The following is a 24,400-nucleotide window of genomic DNA, read 5'->3' on the forward strand; positions in this document are numbered from 1 at the left end:
GACTACAGGTAGATGATTGTTATGTTTGATATTAACCTCTTTGCCCTATTTGGCCAGTTATTGGTTGGGTTGATCAACGGCTCATTCTACGCCTTGCTTAGCCTTGGACTGGCCATTATCTTCGGTCTGCTGAAGATAATTAACTTCGCGCAAGGTGCACTCTATATGCTGGGTGCATTTATCGCTTTTCTTGCCCTTAAATATATGGGCATCAATTACTGGGTGGCTTTGATCCTTGTACCGATCTGCATTGGCGCGATCGGCATATTGATGGAGCGCTTCCTTATCCGCCCTATCGCTAACGAAGATCACCTCTACAGCCTCCTGCTAACGTTCGGCTTAGCCTTGATTATTCAAGGTGCTTTTACCCATATGTTTGGCTCTTCAGGCATGTCATACGCCATTCCTGAAGAACTAAAAGGCGGTAACCGCCTGCCATTTATGTACCTGCCTAATTATCGGGCTTGGATCATTATCGCTTCCATCATTGTTTGCGCTGGCACTTGGTGGATGATCGAAAAGACGAAATTAGGTGCTTACCTGAGAGCGGGCACAGAGAACCCACAACTGATGCAAGCCTTTGGGATCAACGTGCCATTGATCGTTACTTTGACCTTTGGTTTCGGCGTTGCTCTAGCAGGCTTTGCCGGCGTTATGGCCGCTCCAGTCTATTCAGTATCACCTGATATGGGCTCAAACATCTTAATCGTGGTGTTTGCCATCGTAGTTATTGGCGGTATGGGCTCTATCGGCGGCGCTATTCTCACGGGCCTTGGTATGGGGATAGTGGAAGGCTTAACCAAATATTTTTATCCCGAAGCCTCTACCACCATTATCTTCTTGGTGATGGTTATTGTGCTGCTACTCAAGCCAGCCGGTTTATTCGGTAAAGAAGCTTAGGAGATCGGTATGAATAATCAAAAACTAAACATTGCACTGCTGGCTCTAGCGTTGATCGCACCAGCAGCTCTTTACCCAGTATTCCTAGCTAAAGTCCTGTGCTTTGCACTTTTTGCCTGTGCATTTAACTTATTGCTTGGATTCGTGGGACTACTTTCCTTTGGTCATGCGGCGTTCTTAGGAACGGGTGGATACATCACCGGTTACCTCATGATCAATAGCGGTATTACACCTGAACTTGCCATTCTCGCGGGAACGGTTGCCGGCGGCTTATTAGGTGCGATTTTTGGCAAGCTTGCGGTTAAGCGTGAAGGCATCTACTTCGCCATGGTAACCCTGGCTCTGGCACAGTTAGTGTTCTTCCTCTACCTGCAAGCGCCATTCACTAATGGTGAAGATGGTATGCAAGGTGTCCCTCGCGGTGAGCTGTTTGGATTACTAGACCTCAGTGATAACTACACCATGTATTACTTTGTGCTCGCCATCTTTGTATTCGGTTACTGGATGATCAACCGCACCATTCATTCGCCATTTGGCCAAGTTTTAAAAGCAATTCGTGATAACGAAGCCCGTGCAACGTCATTGGGTTACGACGTTAATCGTTACAAATGGATTGCCTTCATCATCTCATCTGCTCTGGCGGCGCTTGCTGGCTCAACTAAAACGCTGGTTTTCCAATTGGCATCCCTAACCGATGTTCATTGGCACATGTCAGGTGAAGTCATTCTTATGACCCTAGTTGGCGGCGTTGGCACAATCTTCGGCCCTGTATTGGGTGCAGGCTTTATCGTCAGCATGCAGAACTACCTCTCCGGTGGCGAGATGGGGAACTACATTCACATCATCATGGGCGCTGTTTTTGTAGTATGCGTTTTGAGCTTCCGCAGTGGAATAGTCGGCCAATTTATCAAATTTAAACGTAATAACTTTAGCTAAGCGCATAACTGAGCGTTAGCGGAAATTAGCAAGGAGAGAGACAGTGATCACTTCAGCATTCGAAACCGATCTGGATAAAAATCTGGCCAATTATTCTGCACTGACACCTATTACGTTTATCGAACGTGCAGCCAGTGTCTATCCAGAACGAACAGCCACTGTTCATGGCGAAATACGCCGCAGCTGGGCTGAAACCTATAATCGTTGTAAGAAACTAGCTAGCGCTTTAAAGCAAAAAGGCGTCAATCCAGGCGATGCCGTTTCAATTTTAGCGCCAAACCTAGCTGAACACTTTGAAGCGCATTTCGCCGTACCTATGTGTGGCGCTGTGCTTAATTCAATCAATATCCGTCTAGATTCTGAAGCCGTTGCATTTATTTTACAGCATGCTGAGAGCAAGGTTCTTATTACTGACCGTGAGTTCAGTTCTGTAGTAAAAGGTGCATTTGAATTAATGGAAGAAAAACCATTCATTATCGATATCGATGATCCTTATTGGACCGAAGGCGAATTCATCGGCGATATCAAATACGATGATTTCCTCAAGCTAGGCGACGAAAACTTCACACCGCACCATGTGAATGATGAGTGGAACGCCATCACGCTCAACTACACATCAGGCACTACAGGTAACCCAAAAGGTGTTGTATACCACCATCGCGGTGCTTACCTAAACGCTATCAGTAACTCCATTTCATGGGGTATGGGCCAGCACCCGGTATATCTATGGACCCTGCCAATGTTCCACTGCAATGGTTGGTGTTTCCCATGGACAATCGCTGCTATGGCAGGTGTTAATGTCTGCCTTCGCCATGTACGCGCAGATCACATTTTCAATGCGATCAAAGAAGAAAAAGTTGGTTTCTTCTGTGGTGCACCTATCGTTCTGAACATGCTGAACTCCGCTGATGATGAACTTAAAGCCGGTATCGAGCATCAAGTAAATGTAATGACAGCGGGTGCTGCGCCACCAGCAGCGGTTATTGCAGGTATGGAAGCGCTTGGCTTTAGTGTAACCCACGTTTACGGCTTGACTGAAACCTACGGTCCTTCTGTGGTTTGTGCTTGGCACGATGAGTGGAATGACAAAACGGCTGATGAAAAAGCACGCTTAAAATCTCGTCAAGGTGTTAGAGCACCGATGCTTGACGGCCTAATGGTTGCGGATCCGACAACGATGGAGCCGGTACCTCAAGATGGCGAAACGATGGGTGAGATCTTCATGCAGGGTAACCTTGTGATGAAAGGCTATCTAAAGAATCAAGAAACCACTGAGAAAGCCTTTGAAGGTGGTTGGTTCCACTCAGGTGATCTAGCGGTATGGCATGCGGATGGTTATATCGAGATCAAAGATCGCTCTAAAGACATCATCATCTCAGGTGGTGAAAACATCTCCTCTATCGAAGTGGAAGATGTTCTATACCGCCATCCATTTATCCAAGAAGCTGCTGTGGTTGCCAAAAACAACGAGAAATGGGGTGAAACACCTTGTGCTTTCGTTGCTCTAAAAGACGGTGCTGATTGCGGTATCACAGAGAAAGAATTAATCGATTTCTGTCGTGAACACATGGCTCACTTTAAAGCACCAAAGGATATTGTTTTCGGTCCACTACCTAAAACATCCACCGGTAAGATCCAGAAGTTCCTACTTCGTGATCGTGCCAATGGCACTGAACCTCAAAAATCATAAGACTTATAACACCAGAGTGAAAGCCTAGGGGCTTAGCCCCTAGGTCGGAGAGGTAAACAGATGAAAATTTTAGTTACCGTAAAACGCGTAATTGATTACAACGTAAAAGTGCGCGTTAAAGCAGACAATAGCGATGTAGATCTAGCCAATGTAAAAATGGCACTCAACCCGTTTTGCGAGATTGCTGTAGAAGAAGCAGTTCGCCTAAAAGAAGCAGGCAAAACAGACGAAATCGTCATCGTATCGATCGGACCTAAAGCCTGCCAGGAACAGATTAGAACAGCCCTAGCTTTAGGTGCAGATCGTGGTATTCAAATTGAAACAGATGAGCTTCCTGAATCGCTGAATGTAGCGAAGCTATTAAGCAAAGTGATCGATGAGGAGCAACCTGATCTGGTCATTATGGGCAAACAAGCGATTGATAGCGATAACAACCAGACAGGTCAGATGTTAGCGGCGCTAACCGATATGCCACAAGGTACATTTGCTTCAGAAGTTAAGGTCGAAGATGACAAAGCTGTTGTTACACGCGAAGTGGACGGCGGTCTACAAACCGTCGAGCTCAAACTACCAGCAATCGTGACCACTGATCTTCGACTCAACGAACCTCGCTACGCGTCTTTGCCAAACATTATGAAAGCTAAGCGCAAGCCTTTAGCGGTCAAATCCCCTGCGGACTTAGGTGTAGAGCTAAAAAACCACACCAAGTTGTTGAAAGTCACGCCACCAGCAGAGCGTGCAGCGGGTATCCGAATAAACAGCGTTGATGAATTGATCGAGAAACTTCAGAACGAAGCAAAAGTAATTTAAGGGGGTGATATATGACTATTCTCGTTATTGCAGAACATGACAACCGTACACTAAAACCAGTCACTCTCAACACGATTACAGCAGCGACACAAATCGGTGGTGATATTCATCTATTGGTTGCGGGCAGTAACTGTAAAGCTGTAGCTGTTTCAGCTTCAGAGATCGCAGGCGTTAGTAAAGTGTTACTTGCTGATGAGCTAGCTTATGAATACCAGCTTGCAGAGAACATGGCTAAGCTGATTACCGAGTTAGGTAAGGACTATGATCATATCCTCGCGCCTGCCACTACCTCAGGTAAAAACTACCTTCCACGTGTTGCAGCGCTACTTGATGTGGTTCAGATCTCAGATATCACCGCAGTTGAATCAGCCACTACTTTCCAGCGCCCTATCTACGCAGGTAACGCGGTCGCAACCGTAGAATCATTAGACCCAATTAAAGTCATCACCGTGCGAACAACCGCTTTTGACGCTGCTGAAACAGACAATTCGGCAGAGATCAGTGAGATATCAATTGCTCATGATGCCCAACTATCAAGTTTTGTTAGTGAAGAGGTCGCTGAGTCTGATCGTCCCGAGCTGACTGCTGCCAACATCATTATTTCCGGTGGCCGTGGTATGGGCAACGGTGAGAATTTCGGTCTGCTCGAACAAGTAGCAGACAAGCTAGGCGCTGCCGTAGGTGCATCCCGCGCAGCGGTTGACGCCGGCTTTGTTCCAAACGATATGCAAGTAGGCCAGACCGGTAAGATCGTCGCGCCAGAGCTTTATATCGCTGTAGGTATTTCAGGTGCTATTCAACATCTTGCTGGAATGAAAGATTCCAAAACTATTGTTGCTATCAACAAAGATGAAGAGGCACCTATTTTTTCCGTCGCAGATTATGGCTTAGTTGCTGACCTGTTCGACGTGATGCCAGAGCTACAAAATAAACTGTAGCTCCTTTGATGCGGGCTGGGTACTTGTCGCCTTTTTACCCAGCTCGCCTTTTTAAAGTAACAAACACGATACAATTTAAAGAGCCGCTTGGATGTTTTTATATAGCCGCGCTAATCAAGAGATGAGAGATTTATGAGCACTTATACTCCACCACTACAAGATGCCAGCTTTCTACTAAACCATCTGATCGAACTAGATCAGCTATGCAGAGAACAAAACCTAGACGAAGTTAACTCTGAGCTTGCCAATGTGATCGTTGAAGAGGCTGGAAAACTCGCTTCTGATGTATTGGCCCCTCTTAATAGTGTGGGCGACCAAAACGGCGCTACGGTTGCAGATGGTGCAGTACAAGAAACTGCTGGCTTCTCAGATGCTTATCAGCAGTTTGTCGAAAATGGTTGGGCTACGCTGACGGGCCCTGAAGAGTTTGGTGGCCAGGCGCTACCCAATGTCATAGGTACAGCCGTTAATGAGCTGTGGCATTCGGCTAATATGGGCTTTGCACTCTGCCCTATGCTAAGCCAAGGCGCTGTAGAAGCTCTGATTGCGCATGGTAGCGACGAATTAAAATCACAATACCTACCACAACTGATTAGTGGTGAATGGACCGGTACCATGAACCTAACTGAACCCAATGCGGGTTCGGATCTTGCTGCGGTAGCATCCAAAGCCATCCCTGAAGGCGATCACTACAAGATTACGGGTCAGAAGATCTTTATCACTTGGGGTGATCACCAGATGACATCAAACATCGTACATCTCGTGCTTGCTCGTCTGCCAGACGCACCTGCCGGTGTTAAAGGCATCTCCCTGTTTATCGTGCCGAAGTACCTTTTAGATGAGCAAGGCCAACCGGGTGAATTAAACGACGTAAGCTGCGTATCCCTAGAGCACAAACTGGGTATTCATGGCAGCCCAACCTGTGTCATGAGCTTTGGTGATAACGAAGGCGCGATCGGTTACCTCGTAGGTGAAGCAAACAAAGGCCTGAGCTACATGTTCACAATGATGAACCATGCTCGCCAATCCGTAGGCCTGCAAGGTTTATCTATCTCCGAGCGCGCTTACCAACAAGCACTGCAATACAGCCAAGAACGCTTCCAAGGTAGCAATCCTGATGGCAGCAAAATAGCGATCATCAATCACCCAGATGTACGTCGTATGTTGATGGCGATGAAAGCAGGTAATGAAGCAATGCGTGCTCTTGCCTATACCGCTGCTGCGGATATTGACCGCGCACATCATGGCGATCAAACAAGCAAATCACGGGTAGAGTTTTACACGCCAATTGTTAAAGGCTGGATGACTGAACTGGCCCAAGAACTGACATCACTGAATATCCAAGTTCACGGCGGCATGGGTTTCATCGAAGAAACTGGTGCGGCACAACATTACCGTGACGCCCGTATTTTACCGATTTACGAGGGTACTACAGGTATCCAAGCCTTAGATCTTATCGGCCGTAAAACACTATTCGATAAAGGCGCTGCTCTATCGCAACTACAAGCTGATGTTCAAGCCACAACTGAACTGCTATTACATTCAGATTCAGAAGCACTACAAGAGCTTGGTAAAAAACTTATGACAGCTCTGAGTGATGCGACTGCAGCCGGTAAGTTCATTCTAGAAAATGCTGGTAGCGATAAACAACTAATGGGCAATATCAGTGTCGACAACCTAATGATGATGGGCTACCTAACTGGTGGCTGGTTACTAGCGCAAGGCGCCATCAAAGCTGAAGAGTTAAAAGGCGCGGATAACGACTACGGCAATGACTTCCTTAACGCTAAAGTTTCTACCGCATTGTTCTTTGCTGACCATTACCTACCAAGAGTAAGCCAACATGCAGCAACCCTACAGACTGGCTTAAATCATACTTTTGCTTTGGATATTGAACAGCTTTAGACCTTCGTTTTTACGCTCTTCACGATGGTGGTGTTACCACTCCGGAGCTGTTGGGCTCCTTTAGGCTTAAAGGCCTCTTTGCCCTCCTTTTAGGAGGGCTTTTTTGTACTTATAGCGAGGGGAATAATGCAGATACTTTGTCTTTAATCTCGGAGAACCTGACCTTTTCGCAACTACCAAAACCAACTAGTTGTCTGATTTTATTTCGGCTAAAGGCAGGAAGGGATACACCGGCTAAAAACCGGCTGTAGCTGCCAGCACCGATTTGTGATTCCGACTGACCTAAACGCTCTTTCAACTCTGTTAACTGCAGTATCAGTTCAGAATCGTTTGGCAATACGGGCTCCGAGGAATAACTTAGTTTAGCAATTTCACCACGACAGGCCGAGCAATGACCACACGTTTCTGGTGCAAGTTGATCATCAAAATAACGTGCTAAATTTGCAGTTAAACACCGACCCAATTCAAAAAAGCGAATTAACTGAGCAATACGCTGAACTTCTTTCTCCTCTTTTTCGCTAAAATAATCAGCAAGGGATTGAGCCAATTGAGGTTCAGCAAGTTTATTGGCATTAACTGCAAAGACTTCGGTAATCTTCTTAGTCTCAAGCGCGATCAACTGCTGCTCTTGCAGGTATTCCATCGCAGAAATAACCCGCTGCCGATCACAACCATAATGCTGATAAAGGCTTTCAAAATCTAAATTCCCCCACACTTTTTTAAACTGGGTATGTTGGAAAATAGCTTCTATAAACTGACGCCGCTCATCTTTAAATCGCTCTAATATCGCTTGCTGATCGACCAAAAATTTATACTTAAAATCAGCAAAATAGGAGTATTTAGGCTGAATAACACCTCGAAGCTCTAACTGTACCAAAAGAGTTTTTAGCGGAAGCTGGCGAATATTAGAAGCGCTGGATAATGGAGATACCTGCATTTCCCATATCTGATCACTCTCCTCATCCCGAATATTGTTGATCACATATTCGATGCCCGGTAGCTCTGGCGTATCACCGTATATGAAGTTCTCTACCGTAGTTATACCATCCAGATTGGCCAAGGTAATACAGTGAGATAGCTGACCATCCCTACCGGCCCTACCGATTTCCTGGCTGTAGTTTTCAATAGATTTCGGCAGATCATAATGGATTACAAAGCGAACATCAGACTTATCAACCCCCATTCCAAAAGCGATAGTCGCAACCACAACACCAATTCTTCCCGCCATAAAATCAGTTTGAATGTGATGTCGAAGCTCATTGTCCAAACCTGCATGATAAGCAACTGCCGCGATTCCTTGCCGCTTTAGGTGATTGGCAACCTCCTCTGCTGTTTGTTGTAAAGTGACATACACAATACCTGCACCGTTTTGCGCAGCAACAACGTGAGCTAGCTTGGCCTTTTTATCCCCTTCATTAACCGGCAATACAGATAAATCCAAATTCGAGCGATAAAAACCTGTTTGAACTATATGCTCCGTAGCAATATTAAAGCGCTGCGCCATATCTCTTTTAACTTTTCGGGTAGCAGTCGCCGTCAGTAATAATACGGTCGGAATGTTTAATTGCTGACAATACTGAGGGAGTTTCAAATAATCCGGGCGAAAATTATGCCCCCACTCAGAGATACAATGCGCCTCATCCACCACCAACATTGAGATTGGCACAGAACTAATAAACTCTCGAAAACGCTCATTCTTAAACCGCTCAACAGAGACCATCAAAATCTTAATATTGCCCTGACGAATATCCTGCATAACCTGACGGTTTTCATCAGGCGTCAACGTCGAATCTATACTTGCCGCAGCAATCCCTTTTTCTTTTAAAAAAGCTAACTGATCTTTCATCAGCGCTAATAACGGCGAGACAACCAAGGTCAAATTAGGTAGATGAATCGCTGTAAATTGATAGCAAAGCGATTTGCCTGCACCCGTTGGAAATACTGAGAGTGTCGATTGACCATCAAGTAACTGACGAATTGTTTGCTCTTGCCCATCCCGAAATTGATCGAACGAAAAGTGTTGTTGTAGCGATTGTTGCAGATCCATAGAAAATTCCTTAGCGCTAAATCCATTTAGCGATGCTGGTGAAGTTATTTGGAACTATACGTGAGGCAATAGCTATCACGCAAAATGAAAAGCACTTGCTCATCAGGACTAGTGCTTTATGGCACGTTTAGTGCTGTACATTAAACAAACAACATAAACGAAAGGAAACTTTAACCATTTAGACATAATCAAGTGCAAAAATGCTGCACAAGCACAATAAATGTACAATGGAGCTGATCATGGAAATTAATAAGTACTTTTCGGTCATTAGATCTATTGTTATCGATGATAACTTCACCGCTTGGGCTTCCGCTAAGGATAAACCTCTGTTTTGCGCTCAACTAGCAGACCTTGAGGGTGAACACCCTATTATCAAAGAAATCGTCTCTGGGGCTATCAATCAGATATTTTCAAGAAAGGCAGAAGTTAGAGGGCATGATGTTATTTAATTAGCCCTTGTCCGCTTTAACCGACTAGCAAACGTTGTAAGTTTGCCCAGATCTCGATTAAGAACCATATTTTTGTGGATTACTTAGCCGCACACCCTAAATGCGGGTTTCCTGTTTGGCTCTGAAACGGTAGAATTTTCTTCTTTTTTCTCAGTGTATGGAATATCGCAATGGGTCGAGCCTATCAAAACCGTAAAGAGTCGATGGCAAAAACATCCGATGCTAAGGCTAAGGTTTACAGTAAATTTAGCCGTGAAATCTATGTTTGTGCGAAAGCAGGCGGCATCGAAATCGAAGGAAACCTTGCATTAGCAGGCTTAATCGAACGTGCTAAAAAGGCTCAGGTGCCTGCTCACGTAATCGACAAAGCGCTAGATAAAGCTAAAGGCGGCGGCGGTGAAGATTTCTCTGAAGCTCGTTATGAAGGTTTCGGCCCTGGCGGCTGCATGGTTATCGTTGAGTGTCTAACCGATAACCCTAACCGTACCTTTGGTGATGTTCGTAACTGCTTTAACAAAACCAAATGTAAAATTGGTTCTCAAGGCAGCGTAAGCCACATGTTCGACCACAGTGCGATCTTCGTATTCAACGGCGATGACGAAGATGCTGTGCTAGAAGCGCTAATGATGGAAGATGTTGATGTAACAGATATCGAAGCCGAAGACGGCAAGATTACTGTTTTCGCACCTCACACTGATTACTTTAAAGCGAAGAAAGCGCTTCAAGAAAACATTGAAGGTCTGGACTTAGACGTTGATGAGATCCAATTTGTACCTCATAACGGCTCACCTGTCTCTGCAGACGACCTACCAATGTTCGAGAAATTTATCGATATGTTGAATGATCTCGACGACGTTCAGAACATTTATCACAACGCTGAGATCTAATCTCTCGCTAATTCTAAAAAGCCTGCTTATTCAGCAGGCTTTTTTATTGCCTGAATTAGTTTAACCCGATAAAAAAAGCGCCGTTTACTCACGTAAACAGCGCCTAAAATAAGACCTTTCGTAAATAACAGAACCCAAACTTTCCTATGACATATCGAAAGGCCTTCCCGTCTTACAGGATGTATTTATTGACTGTGCTGCGTATAGAAAAGTTCCATTAGTAAAATAGATTTTTTTCTACAGACTTCTAATACAAATGCAATATGGGAAAATAGTATCGCCAAACAAAGGACCCGTTTATCGACCAATAAATAAACAAGCCCTTGTTCGAAGGGTTACTTCATATTGTTCATTTCTTTGAATTTAGCCATCAAAGCAACAGGCTGCTTTTTCTTGTTGTTTTTGTTTAGAACAAATACAACTGTCTGACCTTGAGGACCCGCAGCGATCTGAGTGAAACGGTATGGTGCTTCACCTACAGTACGTACGTCTTCCATATCTTCAAGAGTACTGAAAACATATAGACGGCCATCTTCGCCACGCATTTCGCCGTAGAAGCTTTCTGCACCAGCCATTTCGCCATTAAACATATCGATACTAGCGATACCAGACATTTTCTTTTTGTCTGCGCCAGTTAGACCGAATACCAATGTTTCGCCTTTAGGGCCACCACCAATAAATACTTTACGGTAAGAAGTTTCGCCAACTGTTAGGAAAGACTGATAAGTTGTGAAATCGTCAAACACATAGTGACGACCTTCGTGAGAAACTTCGTATAGGTCATCATTGTTTAGTTGTGCAACTTCTTTAGTTTCTTCCTGCTTCGCCTGATTTGTGTGGCAACCAGTTAGAGCAATCATTGCGCTTGCAACAACAGCGCCTGCGATCAGTTTTTTCATGGGGTGAGCCTCAATAAGTTCTTATAAAAAATATCAGGCGAAACTTTACCGAGACTCTATGACAGAACGATGTCAGTTTGATTCATCCAACCAACTGAATGTAATAAATGTGGTCAGCAATACCAACGCAGCAATTGCATGAGGAAATGGGAAGAGGACGCAAAGACTAAGTACGCAGATCCAGAGTAGTTTAATTTTATTTCGCTTAGCGCGGTGCTTAGCAGTGAATAAACGCCGATAGAAGTGATCTTTATCAGGGGTTTGATCACGCATCCATTCTGGCGCAAGCAGCATAAGAAAAAAATTGAATAAGTGATTAACCACAACCGTCACCTGCCCATATAAAAAAGACCTGTAACACAGGCCTTTAAAGCATAGATAAGCTCTTAGTAATCTGCCACTCGATACAGCACAGAATCATGATAACCGGTTGTAACTGGTATCACTCCCGAGAGCTTCGCGTTCAACTCTGGGTCTCCACTGTCTACGATTAACGGGCGGCCTTCCAGTTCACGCAGTTTTGTTTTGGTCGCAATCACATTGATATTTTCTTTGCCAATTCGCTTAAGCAATGCGGGGCTCAGCTGCTGATTGCCACGCCCAACAATGTGCCCTTGACCACCGATCAATGTAATCACTAGTTCGCAAGGCTCACCTTCGGTTAACTCCAGTAGTTGTTGTGCTGTGCAGTCTGAAGCAACGATCTCGTTATCTTTAATCAGATCGACCCCTAACAAGGTATTTGGCAAACCTAACTGTTCCATCACTGCAGCTACCGTAGAACCAGATCCCATAACATAGTAAGAATCAGGATCCATCTTTTCGATCACATCTGCCGCGATATCATCCAACACCAGCTCTTCAGATTCTTTGCCACCATTTTTTACGTGTTGTAAAAAACGGTGCTCTTGAGGCACAACTAACTCGCCATAATATTTAGCCCGAACACGCCCTTCCCGGAACGCCTCTTCATCAATATCACGGACTTCCTGATCACCTAGAGTTACTAACTCACCTTTGACCAGCATGGCAACAATTTCACCCGCGGCTTTGGGCGTAACAGCATAAACACCCGAGTGAATTTTTACTCCTGCAGGTACACCTAAAACGGGTACTTCACCGGCAATCGATTCGCATATATTACGAGCGGTACCGTCACCTCCGGCAAATAGGATGATATCAACCCCTGCAGCAACCAGATCTTTGGCAGCTCTTAAGGTATCTTCTGCATGAGTATTGCCTGATTCGATCTGGCCAACGACTTGCGGTTCAAACCCAGCTTTAACGGCAACCTCTTCACCCATTTCAGCAGGATAAGTGATAACTTGGATATCTAAACCTTGAAGTACTTCCAAAGCCTGGAGGGTACGTAAGCCCGCTTTAGGTTCAGCACCTAATTCCAGAGCTTTCTTCGCGGTCTCCTCACCGTCACTTCCCTTAAGCGCGACACTGCCGCCAACTCCTGCTAAAGGGTTAATAATAAGACCGAGTTTAAACACCTATGATCTCCAAATTACCGGTTTCAATTAAAAATTGCTGGTATACAAAAGCAGCTAGAATGAGGTGGGTGTCATCATCCATCTCTTCAAATTCAACACCGTGGCTCACCACTTTGGTCAAACCATCTTCTGCCGCTTGCACACTTCTTATCACAACAGGGGTGAGCACGACCTGATCGGCACCTGCCACTTGAAAGCGCGTCGTAATAAATAACTTGTCACCTTTTTTACCTAGGGTAACGGGCGCATCTATACAGGCACCTTTGATACTAATATCAGTACAGTAAGCATTGATAGGCCAATCTAATCTTAGCCCTTTACCCAACTCAAATTCATCAATCGACACCATTAAATTAACAGGCACGCGCGTGTGACTGCGTATGCGCCTAACTTCAGTATCAGTTGGATATTCAAGATGCCAATAAGCAAACGGGCTGGTCTGTATTTTGAGTACCTTAGCACTGAAGGCACAGATAAAGTTACCACTCATCAAACGGACGGTAACTCGCGAACCCACGTTAATGGAATTCGAGGTACGTGGTGCTGAAACCATCATACTACCGTTTTCTCGATAGCCTAATAGCTGGACCGAATAACGCCCACGGGGAGTACGCGTTTCTATCTGAACCTTTTCACCCACTTTAGGGTTCAGTTCAGCAAGAGTTCTAACGGATTTTAACTGTGCTAACGCTTCGGTCATTCAAGGTTCTTATAACTGCATTAATAAAGACTATAGCTTAAGGGATTTAGGGTTAGTCTGCGAGCTGAAAACCCAATGCCGATAGCTCTTTTGGATTCGTTGCATTAGCCACTTTTAGAGATGCAAATTCACGACGTACCCTATACTGCTTACGAAGTTGATCAAACGCTAGTTTTTGATCTGCCTCCGGTAATTCTAACGTTCCTCTCAAGAGTTGATCATCCACCTGTGGATCGTAAATCAACGTCATTAATTCTAACGCTGTCAAACTCCCCTGCTCCTTAAATGACAATTCCGCCTCTGGAAGAAAATCGGTTAGAGGCTCTTCACACCTAACCTGCAAATGCTTACATAGTGCTTGATAGAGCATGTAAGTGCCTCGAATTTTGCCATCTAAGCTATAGCCTGCTATATGCGGTGATACGAATTCACAACGTGCAGCTAACTCTGCATTGACCTCGGGTTCATGCTCCCAAACATCTAAGGCAAAAAGCAGATCAGAACGCTGCTGGCCAACTTTAAGCAAAGCAGTGTTATCAATCACAGGGCCACGTCCCGCATTAATAACAATCGCATTTTTACGCAGTGTCTGGAGTTGCTCAGTCGATAGCAGATGTTTTGTCGGGTGATCACCATCTAAGGTAAGTGGGGTATGCAAACAAAGGACATCAGCTTGCTCAAGCAAAGTGTCTAGATCAGAAAAACCAGCTTCTGATTCAGCCCGAGGCGGGTCATTTAGTAAAACCTTGAAGCCTAACTTTTCAAAACGTTTTTGTAATCTCCCACCAACGTTGCCTACGCCAATAATGCCATAGGTTCTTTCCTTAGGATCAAACTGATATTTCGCCGCCAATTGATAGATCACACTTAATACATATTCCACAACAGCATCGGCATTACAGCCGGGCGCATTGGCAAACGCGATATCGTTGTCTTCCAGATAAGCCTTATCGATGTGATCGGTACCTATAGTCGCGGTTCCGACAAATTGCACCTGACTACCCTGTAACAGCGCTTTATTAACTTGAGTGATAGAACGAACTAAAAGTACATCAGCATCTGAAAGTTGCTCTGCGGATAAGCCTCGACCAGCACAGAGTCTAACTTCTCCAAAACGAGAAAAAATAGCCTCAGCCATAGGCATATTCTCATCAGCCAAGATTTTTAGTTTCCGGTTCAACAATTTATCTATCTCCAGTCTTTACAAACCGCGCGATATCAGGCTCAATGCGCGGTTTTCATTGGCTATCAGCGGGCAAAACCTGCTGTCATTCTACGGATTACATCAGTTTGATCATACGCTGGCAAAAACAACAGGAATACTACATCGTTCGGATGTACCAAGACCTGGTCGGTGATTGGATTGTAACCCAAAGTTGGGGTAATTCGACTGACGATAAAAACGAGTGTAATCAAACAGTTGCCAAATCATATCAAGATGCTCGTTTTATTGTGAGAGAAATTCGTAAGCAATTAAAAACTGAGGGTTTTAGGCTTATCGCTCGCAAGGAAACTCAGTTGGGATTTGAATTTGACCCTATTCATATAGATACACCAAAAAAACATGCTCTACTGTTTTCAGAAAAATTATTCTGAGCGCATTCCCTTCTATATTCCCCTACCACCGTTAAAAATCTCTACTAAAGTACAGCATTTACCCTATTTTTGTGATGATATATTCCTGTATATAAGCTTGTAATACAGGCAGTTAGGGTACTATCAAGAAATATCTATAAACACTTGTAGCCTTAACTATCACCTCCCCTAAATAACAACAAAATAGGGAAATTGCATGAACAGGTCCATTTCTAGCTTTTACTTTAAAAGTTTTTTTGCGGCAGTTTTTATTATTGTTATTGCTGGCGCAGCATCATTCTATTTAGGAGTCGACAGCACTGCGCTGATCATTCTGATCGTCACCGCTCTTTTAGCATCAAGTCTTTCAATCCTAGTGTTACACAACTCAGTTTTAGGCAAACTGAGCAAAGAAGCCTCTCTAGTTAATGCTAATAAAACTGACGAATTAGAATTACTCCCGACTTTATTTGGCGACCTGTTCAGTAATCGCCAAGGCAATGAAGATGTCAGCGCTAAGCTATCCTCTAGCGCAAACGCAAACGCCGTAGCAGCAGCTGAGGTTTCCTACTCAGCAGATACCCTAAAAACTAAGCTCGATAATCAAGTTCAAGAAGTCTCTCAAATTGCACAGAACTCTGAAGAGATGACTGTGACTGTCCAACATTCTGCACAACAAGCGGAAATTGCCGCAGATATGGCAATTCAAGCGAAAACCACGGGGGCAGAAGGTCAACAAGCGCTGACAGAAGCGATGGGCAACATTCGCGAGCTTAACTCTCAAGCAGCTGAGACATTAACACTCATCGAGCAGCTGAATGAGAAATCTCTGAAAATCCAAGATGTGACCAAGGTTATTGAAGAGATTGCTGAGCAAACCAACTTGCTTGCACTTAACGCAGCAATCGAAGCTGCTCGAGCTGGTGATCATGGACGCGGATTTGCCGTTGTTGCTGACGAGGTAAGACAACTCGCTTCCAGAACGGCCAGCGCTACCGGTGAAGTAGAAACAATTGTTGACGAGATCCGCGCTGAAACTCAGCAAGTTGTTGCGCGCATTAAGACCCTATCAGGTGATGTCGAAAGCGGCACTGAAGCAATGGAACTTATCAGCAATCAACTAGGGGGGATTTCAGAGCAATCTTCCGCTGTAGAAGAACAGATCTCAGTTATCGCCGAAGGCGCTCGTGCCAATCGCCAGAACCTAGAAGTCATCTTTAACTCTCTGCAAACGGTTCGCCACGAACTGGAAGAAAGTGATGTAGAGGTTAGCCAACTTGCGACTCAAGCATCAGCGTTGATGGAGGCTGCTGAAAGATCCAATGCGATCTTAGCCGCATCCTCAGACCAAAACTTCCATCAACAGTTCTATCAGATTGCACGTGATACTGCTGATCAAGTAGCCGAATCATTCCAACAAGCACTATCTTCCGGGCAAATGCATGAAGGTAGTTTATTTGATCGCAACTACGTACCCGTAAATGGTACTAATCCGCAAAAATATACAACGCAGTTTGATAAATATTGCGATCAAATTTTACCAGGCATTCAAGAGCCAGCGCTTTCTCGTCATAACAAAATGGTCTACGCCATTATGACTGACCCGAACGGCTATGTCCCAACTCACAATAATCAGTTTGCTAACCCTCCTACGGGTGACTTTGAAACCGATCTTGTAAAAAGCCGAAGTAAACGCCTGTTTAATGACCGAACGGGCGCACGTTGTGGTTGCCATACCGAAACCATGCTTCTACAAACTTATAAGCGTGATACCGGTGAAATAATGCACGACCTATCGGTACCTATCTTTATCAATGGTCGCCACTGGGGTGGTTTACGCATAGGTTATTGGCCAGAAAATCACTAGTTAAACTTTCTAAAAAAGCCGCTTTCATAGCGGCTTTTTTTACACTTGAAACAATTTATTACTTAAGATTAAGTGCATATAATCTAATCATATAACGCGCATGGCGTTTGTCCGTGCTGATATCCCTTTAAAACCAATAAGATAGATTGCGGGAAGAAGATGAAGAAATTTGAATTTTCCGAGATGCCAAATAAAGAGGGTTTCTTCGGTCAATTTGGTGGGCAAGAGATCCCACCAGAACTTAAAAAAATCATGGATGAGATCAACGACGCCTACGAAGAGATCCGCCAACAACCGGAATTCCAACAAGAGCTAGACACGCTATTTGCTGACTATGTTGGCCGTCCAAGTCCGATCTATCATGCAAAACGTCTAAGTGACAAATTAGGTGGCGCACAGATCTACCTAAAACGTGAAGACCTGAACCACACAGGTGCACATAAGATCAACCACTGCCTAGGTGAAGCCCTTCTTGCAAAATATATGGGCAAAACTAAAGTGATCGCCGAAACAGGTGCTGGCCAACACGGCGTTGCTTTAGCAACGGCCTGCGCACTCGTAGGCATCCCTTGTGAAATTCACATGGGCCAAGTAGATATTGAGAAAGAGCACCCTAACGTCACCAAAATGAAAATTCTTGGTTGTAAGTTAGTACCCGTCACTCAGGGTACCGCGACATTGAAGGATGCGGTGGATAGCGCATTTGAAGAGTACCTAAAAGATCCCGTTAACTATATCTATGCAATCGGCTCAGTGGTCGGTCCTCACCCTTTCCCGAAAATGGTCCGCGATTTCCAAAGTGTTATTGGTAACGAAGCACGCGAACAGTTCCAAGCGAAAAAGGGCCAGCTACCAAATTACATCACCGCTTGTGTAGGTGGTGGTTCAAACGCAATGGGGTTATTTACCGCATTTTTGAATGATGAAGCGGTCAATATTGTTGGGGTTGAACCTGCAGGGAAAGGCTTAGACACCTCAGAGCATTCAGCAACGTTGACTCTTGGTAAACCAAGCTCTCTTCACGGCATGAAATGTTATGTCCTTGAAGATGACAATGGCGAACCTTTACCTGTTCACTCAATTGCCTCAGGCCTTGATTACCCTGGTGTAGGCCCTCAGCACAGCTACCTTAAAGAGCTCGGACGCGTTGAATACGAAACCGCTTCTGATCAAGAGTGCCTAGATGCCTTTATGACCCTATCTCAGGTTGAAGGCATTATACCTGCACTGGAAAGCTCTCATGCTGTTGCATGGGCAATGCGTAAAGCACCTGAACTTTCAAAAGACCAAACCATCCTTGTAAACCTATCAGGCCGTGGCGATAAGGACGCCGATTACGTCGCAGACAAACTGGGGCTGTAACCATATGTTAGATGGTGCAACAGATTTCTGTTGCACCCGCCCCACTTACAAGCCCTCATGCAACTTGAAGTTGTTTTTCCTTAACTAAATTTTTCCATTCTAAACGATCACTAAAATGCAGCAGTTTTAACTCACCAGAATAATCTTCTATAAGCGCCGAGCAGTTCTCAATCCAATCACCGGTATTTGCGTAAACCACATCGGTTGCGTCGTCATATTCTGGGTAATGAATATGACCGCAAATCACTCCATCAAAACCACGTCTTTTAGCTTCAGCCTTACACTCGGTTTTATAACGGTGGATAGCATGCTTAGCTCCGCGAATATTATCTTTGACCTGCCCTGCTAAAGAGTAAAACGGACGGCCACTGATTTTCCGTAATCGATTGGACCAGCGATTTAGGAACAGTAGGAAGTCATACGCTAAATCACCTGCCCACTTTGTCAGCCAAGTGTGCTTCATATACGCATCCATGGCATCGCCATGCATGATTAAAAATCGCTTATCTTTAACGGTCTTAAATTCATGTTCATGAATGATCTCTATAGGCCCGAAACATTGACCGTCAAAGTGACGCAAAGGGTCATCATGATTACCAGGCACGTAAATAACACACGTACCCTGGTCAGCGAGCTCATAAAGTTTTAAAAGTATTCGATAATGTTCTTCAGGCCAGAACAGTCGGCGCTTCAATGACCATAGATCGACAATATCCCCAACCAAATACAAGGTTTCACATTTGATTGAAGATAAGAATTGATACAGATAATCAGCCTTACAGTCTTTGAAACCGAGATGAACATCGGAGATAAAAATAGTACGAGCATTGATAAGTGCAGACACGGTCATAAATTCTCTCTTTATGAGTTATGACCAGTCTGAAAAACTATCGTGACAACTTTCTAACGAAAAGATGAAAAATTGGTGACGCTGAACCGAAAAAGAATCGCCAAAGTTTTCTTAATGTTATTTCTAAGAACCGGGGTAACAAAGAAAGGATACTTAATCGGCTGAGAAGCTATATTCCCGCTCGATCTTAACCACTTGCACTGTATAAGCGCTATACCAATGTTTCTGCCCCTGTTGTTGCGCTAAGTGATGTTCGGGATCTTTTTTCCAAGCTAATATATCGGCTTCGTTTTCCCAGTAGGAGATTGCAATCTCTTGTTCCCCTTCTGTTACTGCAATAAAGTCTAGACAACCATACTTTTCAAAAGCCAACTGACGCATTCGCGCGACAGTTTCTAAATATTGTTCGTCCTGTTTTCCTGTATTTGCTCGAAAGATAACTGCGTACACAACTGAACCTCTATGCTTTATGGCCTATCAATAAAGAGCTGAAGTAGATCATCACTGACCCTGATATCCGCTGAACCCACCGACCTGCGGTAGAGTGCTTACTGCGAGCTTTTAGTTTATCAATCATCAACGTCATACCGATAAACCAAAAAGCAATAATGACTGCATGGATAGCCACTAGAACAAACGCTGCTAGATAACTAGACGAGCCAAATTGAACAAATTGCGGGAATGCCGCTAGATAAAACATCGAAACTTTCGGGTTTAGTAACTGAGTCAAGAAGCCTTCGATAAAGCTTCCAAGTAAAGATTTAGCCCTTTTGTTATTCGCTGTATGTTGAGCATCTGCTTGATCAATTACCGGAGTCAAAAAAGATTGGTAGATCGCTTTAGCGCCTATATAGAACAGATAGAGTGCACCCAGTAATTTGATTACAAAGAATAATTCAGCAGATTGGAGCAGAAGTGCGGACAATCCCAAAATTGAAAAAGCGCCATGGAAAAATGTAGCGGTAAACAAACCTAGGACATTAGCAAAAGAAGCTGTACGGCCCTGAACAGAGGCTGTTTTTACAATTAATACACCATTAGGACCTGGTGAAATCACTAGCAGTAGAGCAACGATTGAAAAGGTTATTATCTCTTGCATACCCGCCCCCTCTTTTTTGAAGTACGCAATTATAACACAGAGAATTTAAGCAAAAAAAAACCGGATCCCCTTGGGGGTCCGGTTAAGCAATTTGCTTCAATGACAAGAGCCATGTGCTTGTAGCTTCTGCGGAGGCAGATGTGCTAACACATACACGAACATGCAATATCGCTAGTGCATGGCGGCCTAGCTAGTGAGGGGAGCCTGCCGCCTGCCGTGTTGATATTCATAATATATGAATGAGAATGATTTGCAACTATATTAACAATAAAAATGGGAATATTTTCACTGCGTATGTTTTACTCCTACTAAGAGTACAACTGGACTTTGTCCGCTACTAAATCAATATCTACAGTAAGGGGCTTATCTGTCGACCGCCTTCCCTCTGGACGTTGTCTGGAGTAGAACAGAGCTTCATCGACTTGCTTCCGCTTTGCTCTGTTGAGTCTTCTATCAATATGTGAGTGCCTCCGTTCATCTCCCCTATATAGCGAGAATAGATGTTTATCTCGCCACTCTTTTGCAAGTTCAATGCAGGGCAAACGGGGACTTATTGGGACGTCTATAAAATCAGGATCGGACCAATAGAAAAAGATGCCATTTTTATCAATATCTTTAACTAATCTCACCTATAACTCCTCGTAACTTTTCACTACGGTTTAAGGTGAGCTTCCATGCCCTAGTATCTAAGAAAGGAATGTACCCTTGAGTTTAGCATATAAATTAGAGCCGACTTATATAGACAAATTTATTCAGCATAAGTTCGTTCAATATGGATGAAGGTGGACATTACCAATAGATAGCAAAAAGCCGGATCAAAGATCCGGCTTTTTGAAATAAACCGAACAGGTGAGGGTTCAGTTTAAGACATTGATAATCGAGGGGAGTACCAATGTCAGCACTATTTTTCAGTGAGCAGTGAAAAATAATGTTAAGTTCGGCAATGACTGTGAGGTGAGGTCGTGCATTGCCTTTCACTTATGAGCGACTACGATATTATCGATAATGAGAACGGTTTTCAACTGCATTTAGATAAATAATTTATTTTTTTGCTTTTATTCCTCTACTCTTTTCTTAACGCAAAACTATAGACGTAGATTAAAGAGAATGTAGCCCCTGATCTGCACTTACATATTTGCCTAATGCCAATTTAGCTACAGAGATCAGGTATGAATGGGATTACTAAAGAAAGATAGACATTAAAAAGCCGGATCAAAAGATCCGGCTTTTTAACCAATACTAAACCGGTGAGAGTTCAGCTTGCGACACTGATAATCGAGGGGAGTATCAACGTCCGCGAAAACTTTCAGTGAGCAGTGAAAGTTGACGCTAAGTTCGGCAATGTCAGTGAGGTGAGGTCGTTCATTGCCTATCACTTATGAGCGACTACGATATTAATGCTATTGAGAATGATTAGCAACACCATTTTGTAGAAATTTAAATTTATCTTTCGCTCACTTTTAGAGTACCTTTAGCGCCTCATCTGTAACACTCAAATTTAGCCTATGAATTCGCAAAAAATACAAGCTGATCTCATGTTGCTCTTAGTTGCATGCATCTGGGGATTTGCATTTGTAGCACAACGACTTGGAATGGAATCTTTAGGGCCATTCGGCTTTAACGCATTAAGATTTCTGCTTGGTGCCTGCTCCCTACTCCCTCTTTTGTTTTTATTCAAAAGGTCAGATCACTGCACTGATAATCGAACTCTAATAATAAGTGGCACATTAGCTGGACTAGTACTTTTTGCCGGTGCTTCATTTCAGCAAGCAGGCTTAGTCTATACGACTGCAGGTAATGCTGGGTTTATCACAGGACTATATATCATCTTCGTACCCATCATTGGTTTAGCGCTTGGTCAAACGACTAATATCAATACTTGGCTAGGTGGGCTATTTGCTGTTCTCGGTTTGTATGTTCTTAGCTTCCGGGACCTCAGCGCCATAAACTTTGGAGATATTTTAGAGCTACTAGGAGCCGCTTGCTGGGCTATACACGTACTACTGATTGCAAAATTAGCCCCAAAGCTTGATAACCTCCGACTAGCCATAATTCAGTTTTTAGTTTGTGCTGTTTGTAGTGGACTCGTAGCGATGACTATCGAATCTGATAGCTTTACGCTTAATAATGCATTCGACTCTTGGGCCCCAATCGCTTATGCAGGCCTTATCTCTGTAGGCATTGCTTACACATTACAAATTTTTGCCCAAAGACATGCCCCTCCAGCTCATGCAGCGATCATTATGAGCCTTGAAGCCGTAGCTGCTGCATTTGGTGGATGGTTGATTCTAGAAGAACAGTTCAACACGCTAGGTATACTAGGTTGTGGCTTAATGTTATTTGGTATGCTGCTTTCACAACTGCCTTCAATCTATAAGAAGAGAACCTGAGATGTCCCAATTAAAAAATATTCCAACCAACATCATCACTGGTTTTTTAGGGACAGGTAAAACAACAGCTCTCAATCATCTGCTAGCTCAAAAGCCCGATGACAAAACTTGGGCCGTTTTAGTGAATGAATTTGGTCAAATAGGCATAGACCAAGCAGTCCTAACGAAAAGTAACGAAGGGGTGAAAGTAAAAGAGCTCGTTGGTGGTTGTATTTGTTGTACGTTAGGCCCCAGCCTTACCTCAACTTTAGCGACACTACTAAGGCAAACAAAACCTGACCGACTCATCATTGAACCTACTGGTATAGGCCACCCTGCTGGCATCGTAGACACGCTGAAAAATGAACATTTCAAAGATGCTCTAGAACTACGCTCAATTATCTGCCTCGTTGACCCGCGCTCGATCGAAAACAGCGAGATAACTGAACATCCTACTTTTCAAGACCAAATTAATTTAGCCGACGTGATTGTATTAAACAAAACGGATCTTGCTTCATCAGAACAAGTTTCGGCTACAGAACAGAAAATGGCGGGGCTTTACCCCCCAAAACAACAGCAAATAGTAACTACCCAAGGGCAAATTAACCTTTCACTTCTAGATATCACTCACACAACCAAAGAAACTGAATCACAACAGCATCATCGACACTTATCTAACGAGGATAATAGTGCAACTCCAATGATCGGTATGTTATTTCAGCCTCGCCCTAAAATTCCGTTTCATAAAGGAAATGTTAATGACGGTTTACATACAATGGGGTGGATTTTTAATCCAGATGATAAATTCTCGACTTCCAAGCTCGAAGTGGTTCTACAAGGTATTGAAAATGTAGATCGAGTCAAAGGTGTATTTCACACCGATCGAGGTTGGAAGTTTTTTAACCAAGTAGGCAATGAGCTTGGTATCGAAACCATCGCTTATCGTAGAGATAACCGGATCGAAGTTATTTCCCACCAAGAACATGATTGGAAAAGCTTTGAGCAACAATTAGTAAGTTGCATCATCAATTAATAAAAAGATGTATTCTTGGTGCGACAATTTGTCACTTTTGTTGTCACACTACAAGAAAGTAGACTATAGCGGTACTCAGGAACAGATATATGAACGAACCAACTCAGGGTCGCAATACCCTCCCCCTACAGATTTTGATTATCTTTGTCATAATCATCGGGTTGGGGTCTGTAATATATTTGCCGCAGCTGTTACAAGAAACGCCCCCTCACACTCGTCAATTGCTAACAGCTCCTGAGTGCGATCTGCATCAAGGAAAATGTCTTGCGGCTGATGATAATTTGCAAGTAGAGCTATCGATCGTTGCAGAAGAGATCAGCTCAAGTAAGCCATTATTGTTTGATGTGACTATCGAAAATATTGCTGCCGAACAAGTCCTAGTCGACCTTCAAGGCAAATCGATGTACATGGGAATCAACCAAACTTTACTGACAAAGATCCCAGGTACGGACAACAGATGGCAAGGGAGTATCACCCTCCCAATTTGTACAACCGGAAAGATGACCTGGGTATCTTCCATTAAGATTGAAGAACAGGGACAAATTACACAAGCCAATTTCGAGTTTGATGCCCGATAACCTTTAA

General features: G+C 43.9%; 23 protein-coding genes. 14 read left to right on the forward strand and 9 right to left on the reverse strand.

Features of this window, described 5'->3' with window-relative positions:
* Window positions 1–12: 12 nt before the first annotated feature.
* From ACMXYX_RS10350 to ACMXYX_RS10375, 6 genes are all read left to right on the forward strand, one after another.
* On the forward strand, window positions 13–900 hold the full coding sequence (locus tag ACMXYX_RS10350; RefSeq protein ID WP_415885074.1) for a branched-chain amino acid ABC transporter permease: 888 nt from the start codon (window positions 13–15) through the stop codon (window positions 898–900).
* A gap of 9 nt (window positions 901–909) precedes the next feature.
* Window positions 910–1,836 (forward strand): branched-chain amino acid ABC transporter permease, encoded by a 927-nt coding sequence (locus ACMXYX_RS10355; RefSeq protein ID WP_415885075.1) that lies wholly within the window; start codon window positions 910–912, stop codon window positions 1,834–1,836.
* Window positions 1,837–1,879: 43 nt separating this feature from the next.
* Complete coding sequence (locus ACMXYX_RS10360) at window positions 1,880–3,526, forward strand: acyl-CoA synthetase (protein ID WP_415905974.1); 1,647 nt, start codon at window positions 1,880–1,882, stop codon at window positions 3,524–3,526.
* A gap of 60 nt (window positions 3,527–3,586) precedes the next feature.
* Window positions 3,587–4,336 (forward strand): electron transfer flavoprotein subunit beta/FixA family protein, encoded by a 750-nt coding sequence (locus ACMXYX_RS10365; RefSeq protein ID WP_415896438.1) that lies wholly within the window; start codon window positions 3,587–3,589, stop codon window positions 4,334–4,336.
* An 11-nt stretch (window positions 4,337–4,347) separates the two neighbouring features.
* Complete coding sequence (locus ACMXYX_RS10370; RefSeq protein WP_415896439.1) at window positions 4,348–5,274, forward strand: electron transfer flavoprotein subunit alpha/FixB family protein; 927 nt, start codon at window positions 4,348–4,350, stop codon at window positions 5,272–5,274.
* 132 nt (window positions 5,275–5,406) lie between these two features.
* Complete coding sequence (locus ACMXYX_RS10375) at window positions 5,407–7,179, forward strand: acyl-CoA dehydrogenase (protein ID WP_415896440.1); 1,773 nt, start codon at window positions 5,407–5,409, stop codon at window positions 7,177–7,179.
* Between the two features lie 109 nt (window positions 7,180–7,288).
* Here ACMXYX_RS10375 and ACMXYX_RS10380 read toward each other — a convergent pair whose 3' ends face one another.
* Window positions 7,289–9,226 carry an ATP-dependent DNA helicase RecQ gene (locus ACMXYX_RS10380; RefSeq protein ID WP_415896441.1) on the reverse strand — a complete coding sequence of 646 codons (1,938 nt, stop codon included), beginning with the start codon at window positions 9,224–9,226 and terminating at the stop codon, window positions 7,289–7,291.
* A 239-nt stretch (window positions 9,227–9,465) separates the two neighbouring features.
* Between ACMXYX_RS10380 and ACMXYX_RS10385 the strand changes: the two genes are divergently transcribed.
* Window positions 9,466–9,675, forward strand: a complete 210-nt coding sequence (locus ACMXYX_RS10385; RefSeq protein ID WP_415896442.1) for a hypothetical protein — start codon at window positions 9,466–9,468, stop codon at window positions 9,673–9,675.
* Between the two features lie 170 nt (window positions 9,676–9,845).
* Window positions 9,846–10,562, forward strand: coding sequence for a YebC/PmpR family DNA-binding transcriptional regulator (locus tag ACMXYX_RS10390; protein ID WP_415881610.1), 717 nt, complete (start codon window positions 9,846–9,848; stop codon window positions 10,560–10,562).
* A 335-nt stretch (window positions 10,563–10,897) separates the two neighbouring features.
* Here ACMXYX_RS10390 and ACMXYX_RS10395 read toward each other — a convergent pair whose 3' ends face one another.
* From ACMXYX_RS10395 to pdxB, 5 genes are all read right to left on the reverse strand, one after another.
* Entirely contained in the window at window positions 10,898–11,461 is a 564-nt protein-coding gene (locus tag ACMXYX_RS10395) for a hypothetical protein (RefSeq protein WP_415896443.1), read from the reverse strand.
* Window positions 11,462–11,533: 72 nt separating this feature from the next.
* On the reverse strand, window positions 11,534–11,785 hold the full coding sequence (locus ACMXYX_RS10400; protein ID WP_415881612.1) for a hypothetical protein: 252 nt from the start codon (window positions 11,783–11,785) through the stop codon (window positions 11,534–11,536).
* Between the two features lie 62 nt (window positions 11,786–11,847).
* Window positions 11,848–12,960, reverse strand: a complete 1,113-nt coding sequence (locus ACMXYX_RS10405; RefSeq protein WP_415881613.1) for an ATP-NAD kinase family protein — start codon at window positions 12,958–12,960, stop codon at window positions 11,848–11,850.
* Window positions 12,953–13,660 (reverse strand): flagellar brake protein, encoded by a 708-nt coding sequence (locus ACMXYX_RS10410; protein ID WP_415881614.1) that lies wholly within the window; start codon window positions 13,658–13,660, stop codon window positions 12,953–12,955. The genes ACMXYX_RS10405 and ACMXYX_RS10410 overlap by 8 nt, the downstream gene beginning before the upstream one ends.
* 52 nt (window positions 13,661–13,712) lie before the next feature.
* Window positions 13,713–14,843 carry a 4-phosphoerythronate dehydrogenase PdxB gene (pdxB, locus tag ACMXYX_RS10415; protein WP_415896444.1) on the reverse strand — a complete coding sequence of 377 codons (1,131 nt, stop codon included), beginning with the start codon at window positions 14,841–14,843 and terminating at the stop codon, window positions 13,713–13,715.
* Between the two features lie 107 nt (window positions 14,844–14,950).
* On the opposite strand from pdxB, the gene ACMXYX_RS10420 reads away from it, so the two are divergent.
* The 3 genes from ACMXYX_RS10420 (at window position 14,951) to trpB (ending at window position 18,464) form a co-directional block, all read left to right on the forward strand.
* Window positions 14,951–15,256: a hypothetical protein gene (locus tag ACMXYX_RS10420; protein WP_415881616.1), complete on the forward strand. Its 306-nt coding sequence runs from the start codon at window positions 14,951–14,953 to the stop codon at window positions 15,254–15,256.
* A gap of 196 nt (window positions 15,257–15,452) precedes the next feature.
* A complete protein-coding gene (locus ACMXYX_RS10425; protein ID WP_415896445.1) occupies window positions 15,453–17,102 on the forward strand; it encodes a methyl-accepting chemotaxis protein in 1,650 nt (549 codons plus the stop codon).
* A gap of 159 nt (window positions 17,103–17,261) precedes the next feature.
* Complete coding sequence (gene trpB / locus ACMXYX_RS10430; RefSeq protein ID WP_415896446.1) at window positions 17,262–18,464, forward strand: tryptophan synthase subunit beta; 1,203 nt, start codon at window positions 17,262–17,264, stop codon at window positions 18,462–18,464.
* A 55-nt stretch (window positions 18,465–18,519) separates the two neighbouring features.
* On the opposite strand, the gene ACMXYX_RS10435 is transcribed toward trpB, so the two are convergent.
* The 3 genes from ACMXYX_RS10435 to ACMXYX_RS10445 all read right to left on the reverse strand — a co-directional run bounded on the left by ACMXYX_RS10435 (window position 18,520) and on the right by ACMXYX_RS10445 (window position 20,413).
* On the reverse strand, window positions 18,520–19,314 hold the full coding sequence (locus ACMXYX_RS10435) for a UDP-2,3-diacylglucosamine diphosphatase (protein ID WP_415896447.1): 795 nt from the start codon (window positions 19,312–19,314) through the stop codon (window positions 18,520–18,522).
* 153 nt (window positions 19,315–19,467) lie between these two features.
* A complete protein-coding gene (locus tag ACMXYX_RS10440; RefSeq protein ID WP_415881620.1) occupies window positions 19,468–19,764 on the reverse strand; it encodes an antibiotic biosynthesis monooxygenase family protein in 297 nt (98 codons plus the stop codon).
* Window positions 19,765–19,774: 10 nt separating this feature from the next.
* Complete coding sequence (locus ACMXYX_RS10445) at window positions 19,775–20,413, reverse strand: LysE family translocator (protein WP_415896448.1); 639 nt, start codon at window positions 20,411–20,413, stop codon at window positions 19,775–19,777.
* A 1,535-nt stretch (window positions 20,414–21,948) separates the two neighbouring features.
* On the opposite strand from ACMXYX_RS10445, the gene ACMXYX_RS10450 reads away from it, so the two are divergent.
* The 3 genes from ACMXYX_RS10450 to ACMXYX_RS10460 all read left to right on the forward strand — a co-directional run bounded on the left by ACMXYX_RS10450 (window position 21,949) and on the right by ACMXYX_RS10460 (window position 24,393).
* Window positions 21,949–22,803 carry a DMT family transporter gene (locus tag ACMXYX_RS10450; RefSeq protein ID WP_415896449.1) on the forward strand — a complete coding sequence of 285 codons (855 nt, stop codon included), beginning with the start codon at window positions 21,949–21,951 and terminating at the stop codon, window positions 22,801–22,803.
* Window position 22,804: 1 nt separating this feature from the next.
* The gene (locus ACMXYX_RS10455; protein WP_415896450.1) at window positions 22,805–23,815 is read left to right on the forward strand and encodes a CobW family GTP-binding protein; all 1,011 of its coding nucleotides are present in this window, start codon (window positions 22,805–22,807) and stop codon (window positions 23,813–23,815) included.
* Between the two features lie 89 nt (window positions 23,816–23,904).
* A complete protein-coding gene (locus ACMXYX_RS10460) occupies window positions 23,905–24,393 on the forward strand; it encodes a hypothetical protein (RefSeq protein ID WP_415896451.1) in 489 nt (162 codons plus the stop codon).
* The last annotated feature ends 7 nt before the right edge of the window (window positions 24,394–24,400 follow it).

Source organism: Neptuniibacter sp. QD72_48, assembly GCF_047778065.1.
Classification (GTDB): domain Bacteria; phylum Pseudomonadota; class Gammaproteobacteria; order Pseudomonadales; family Balneatricaceae; genus Neptuniibacter.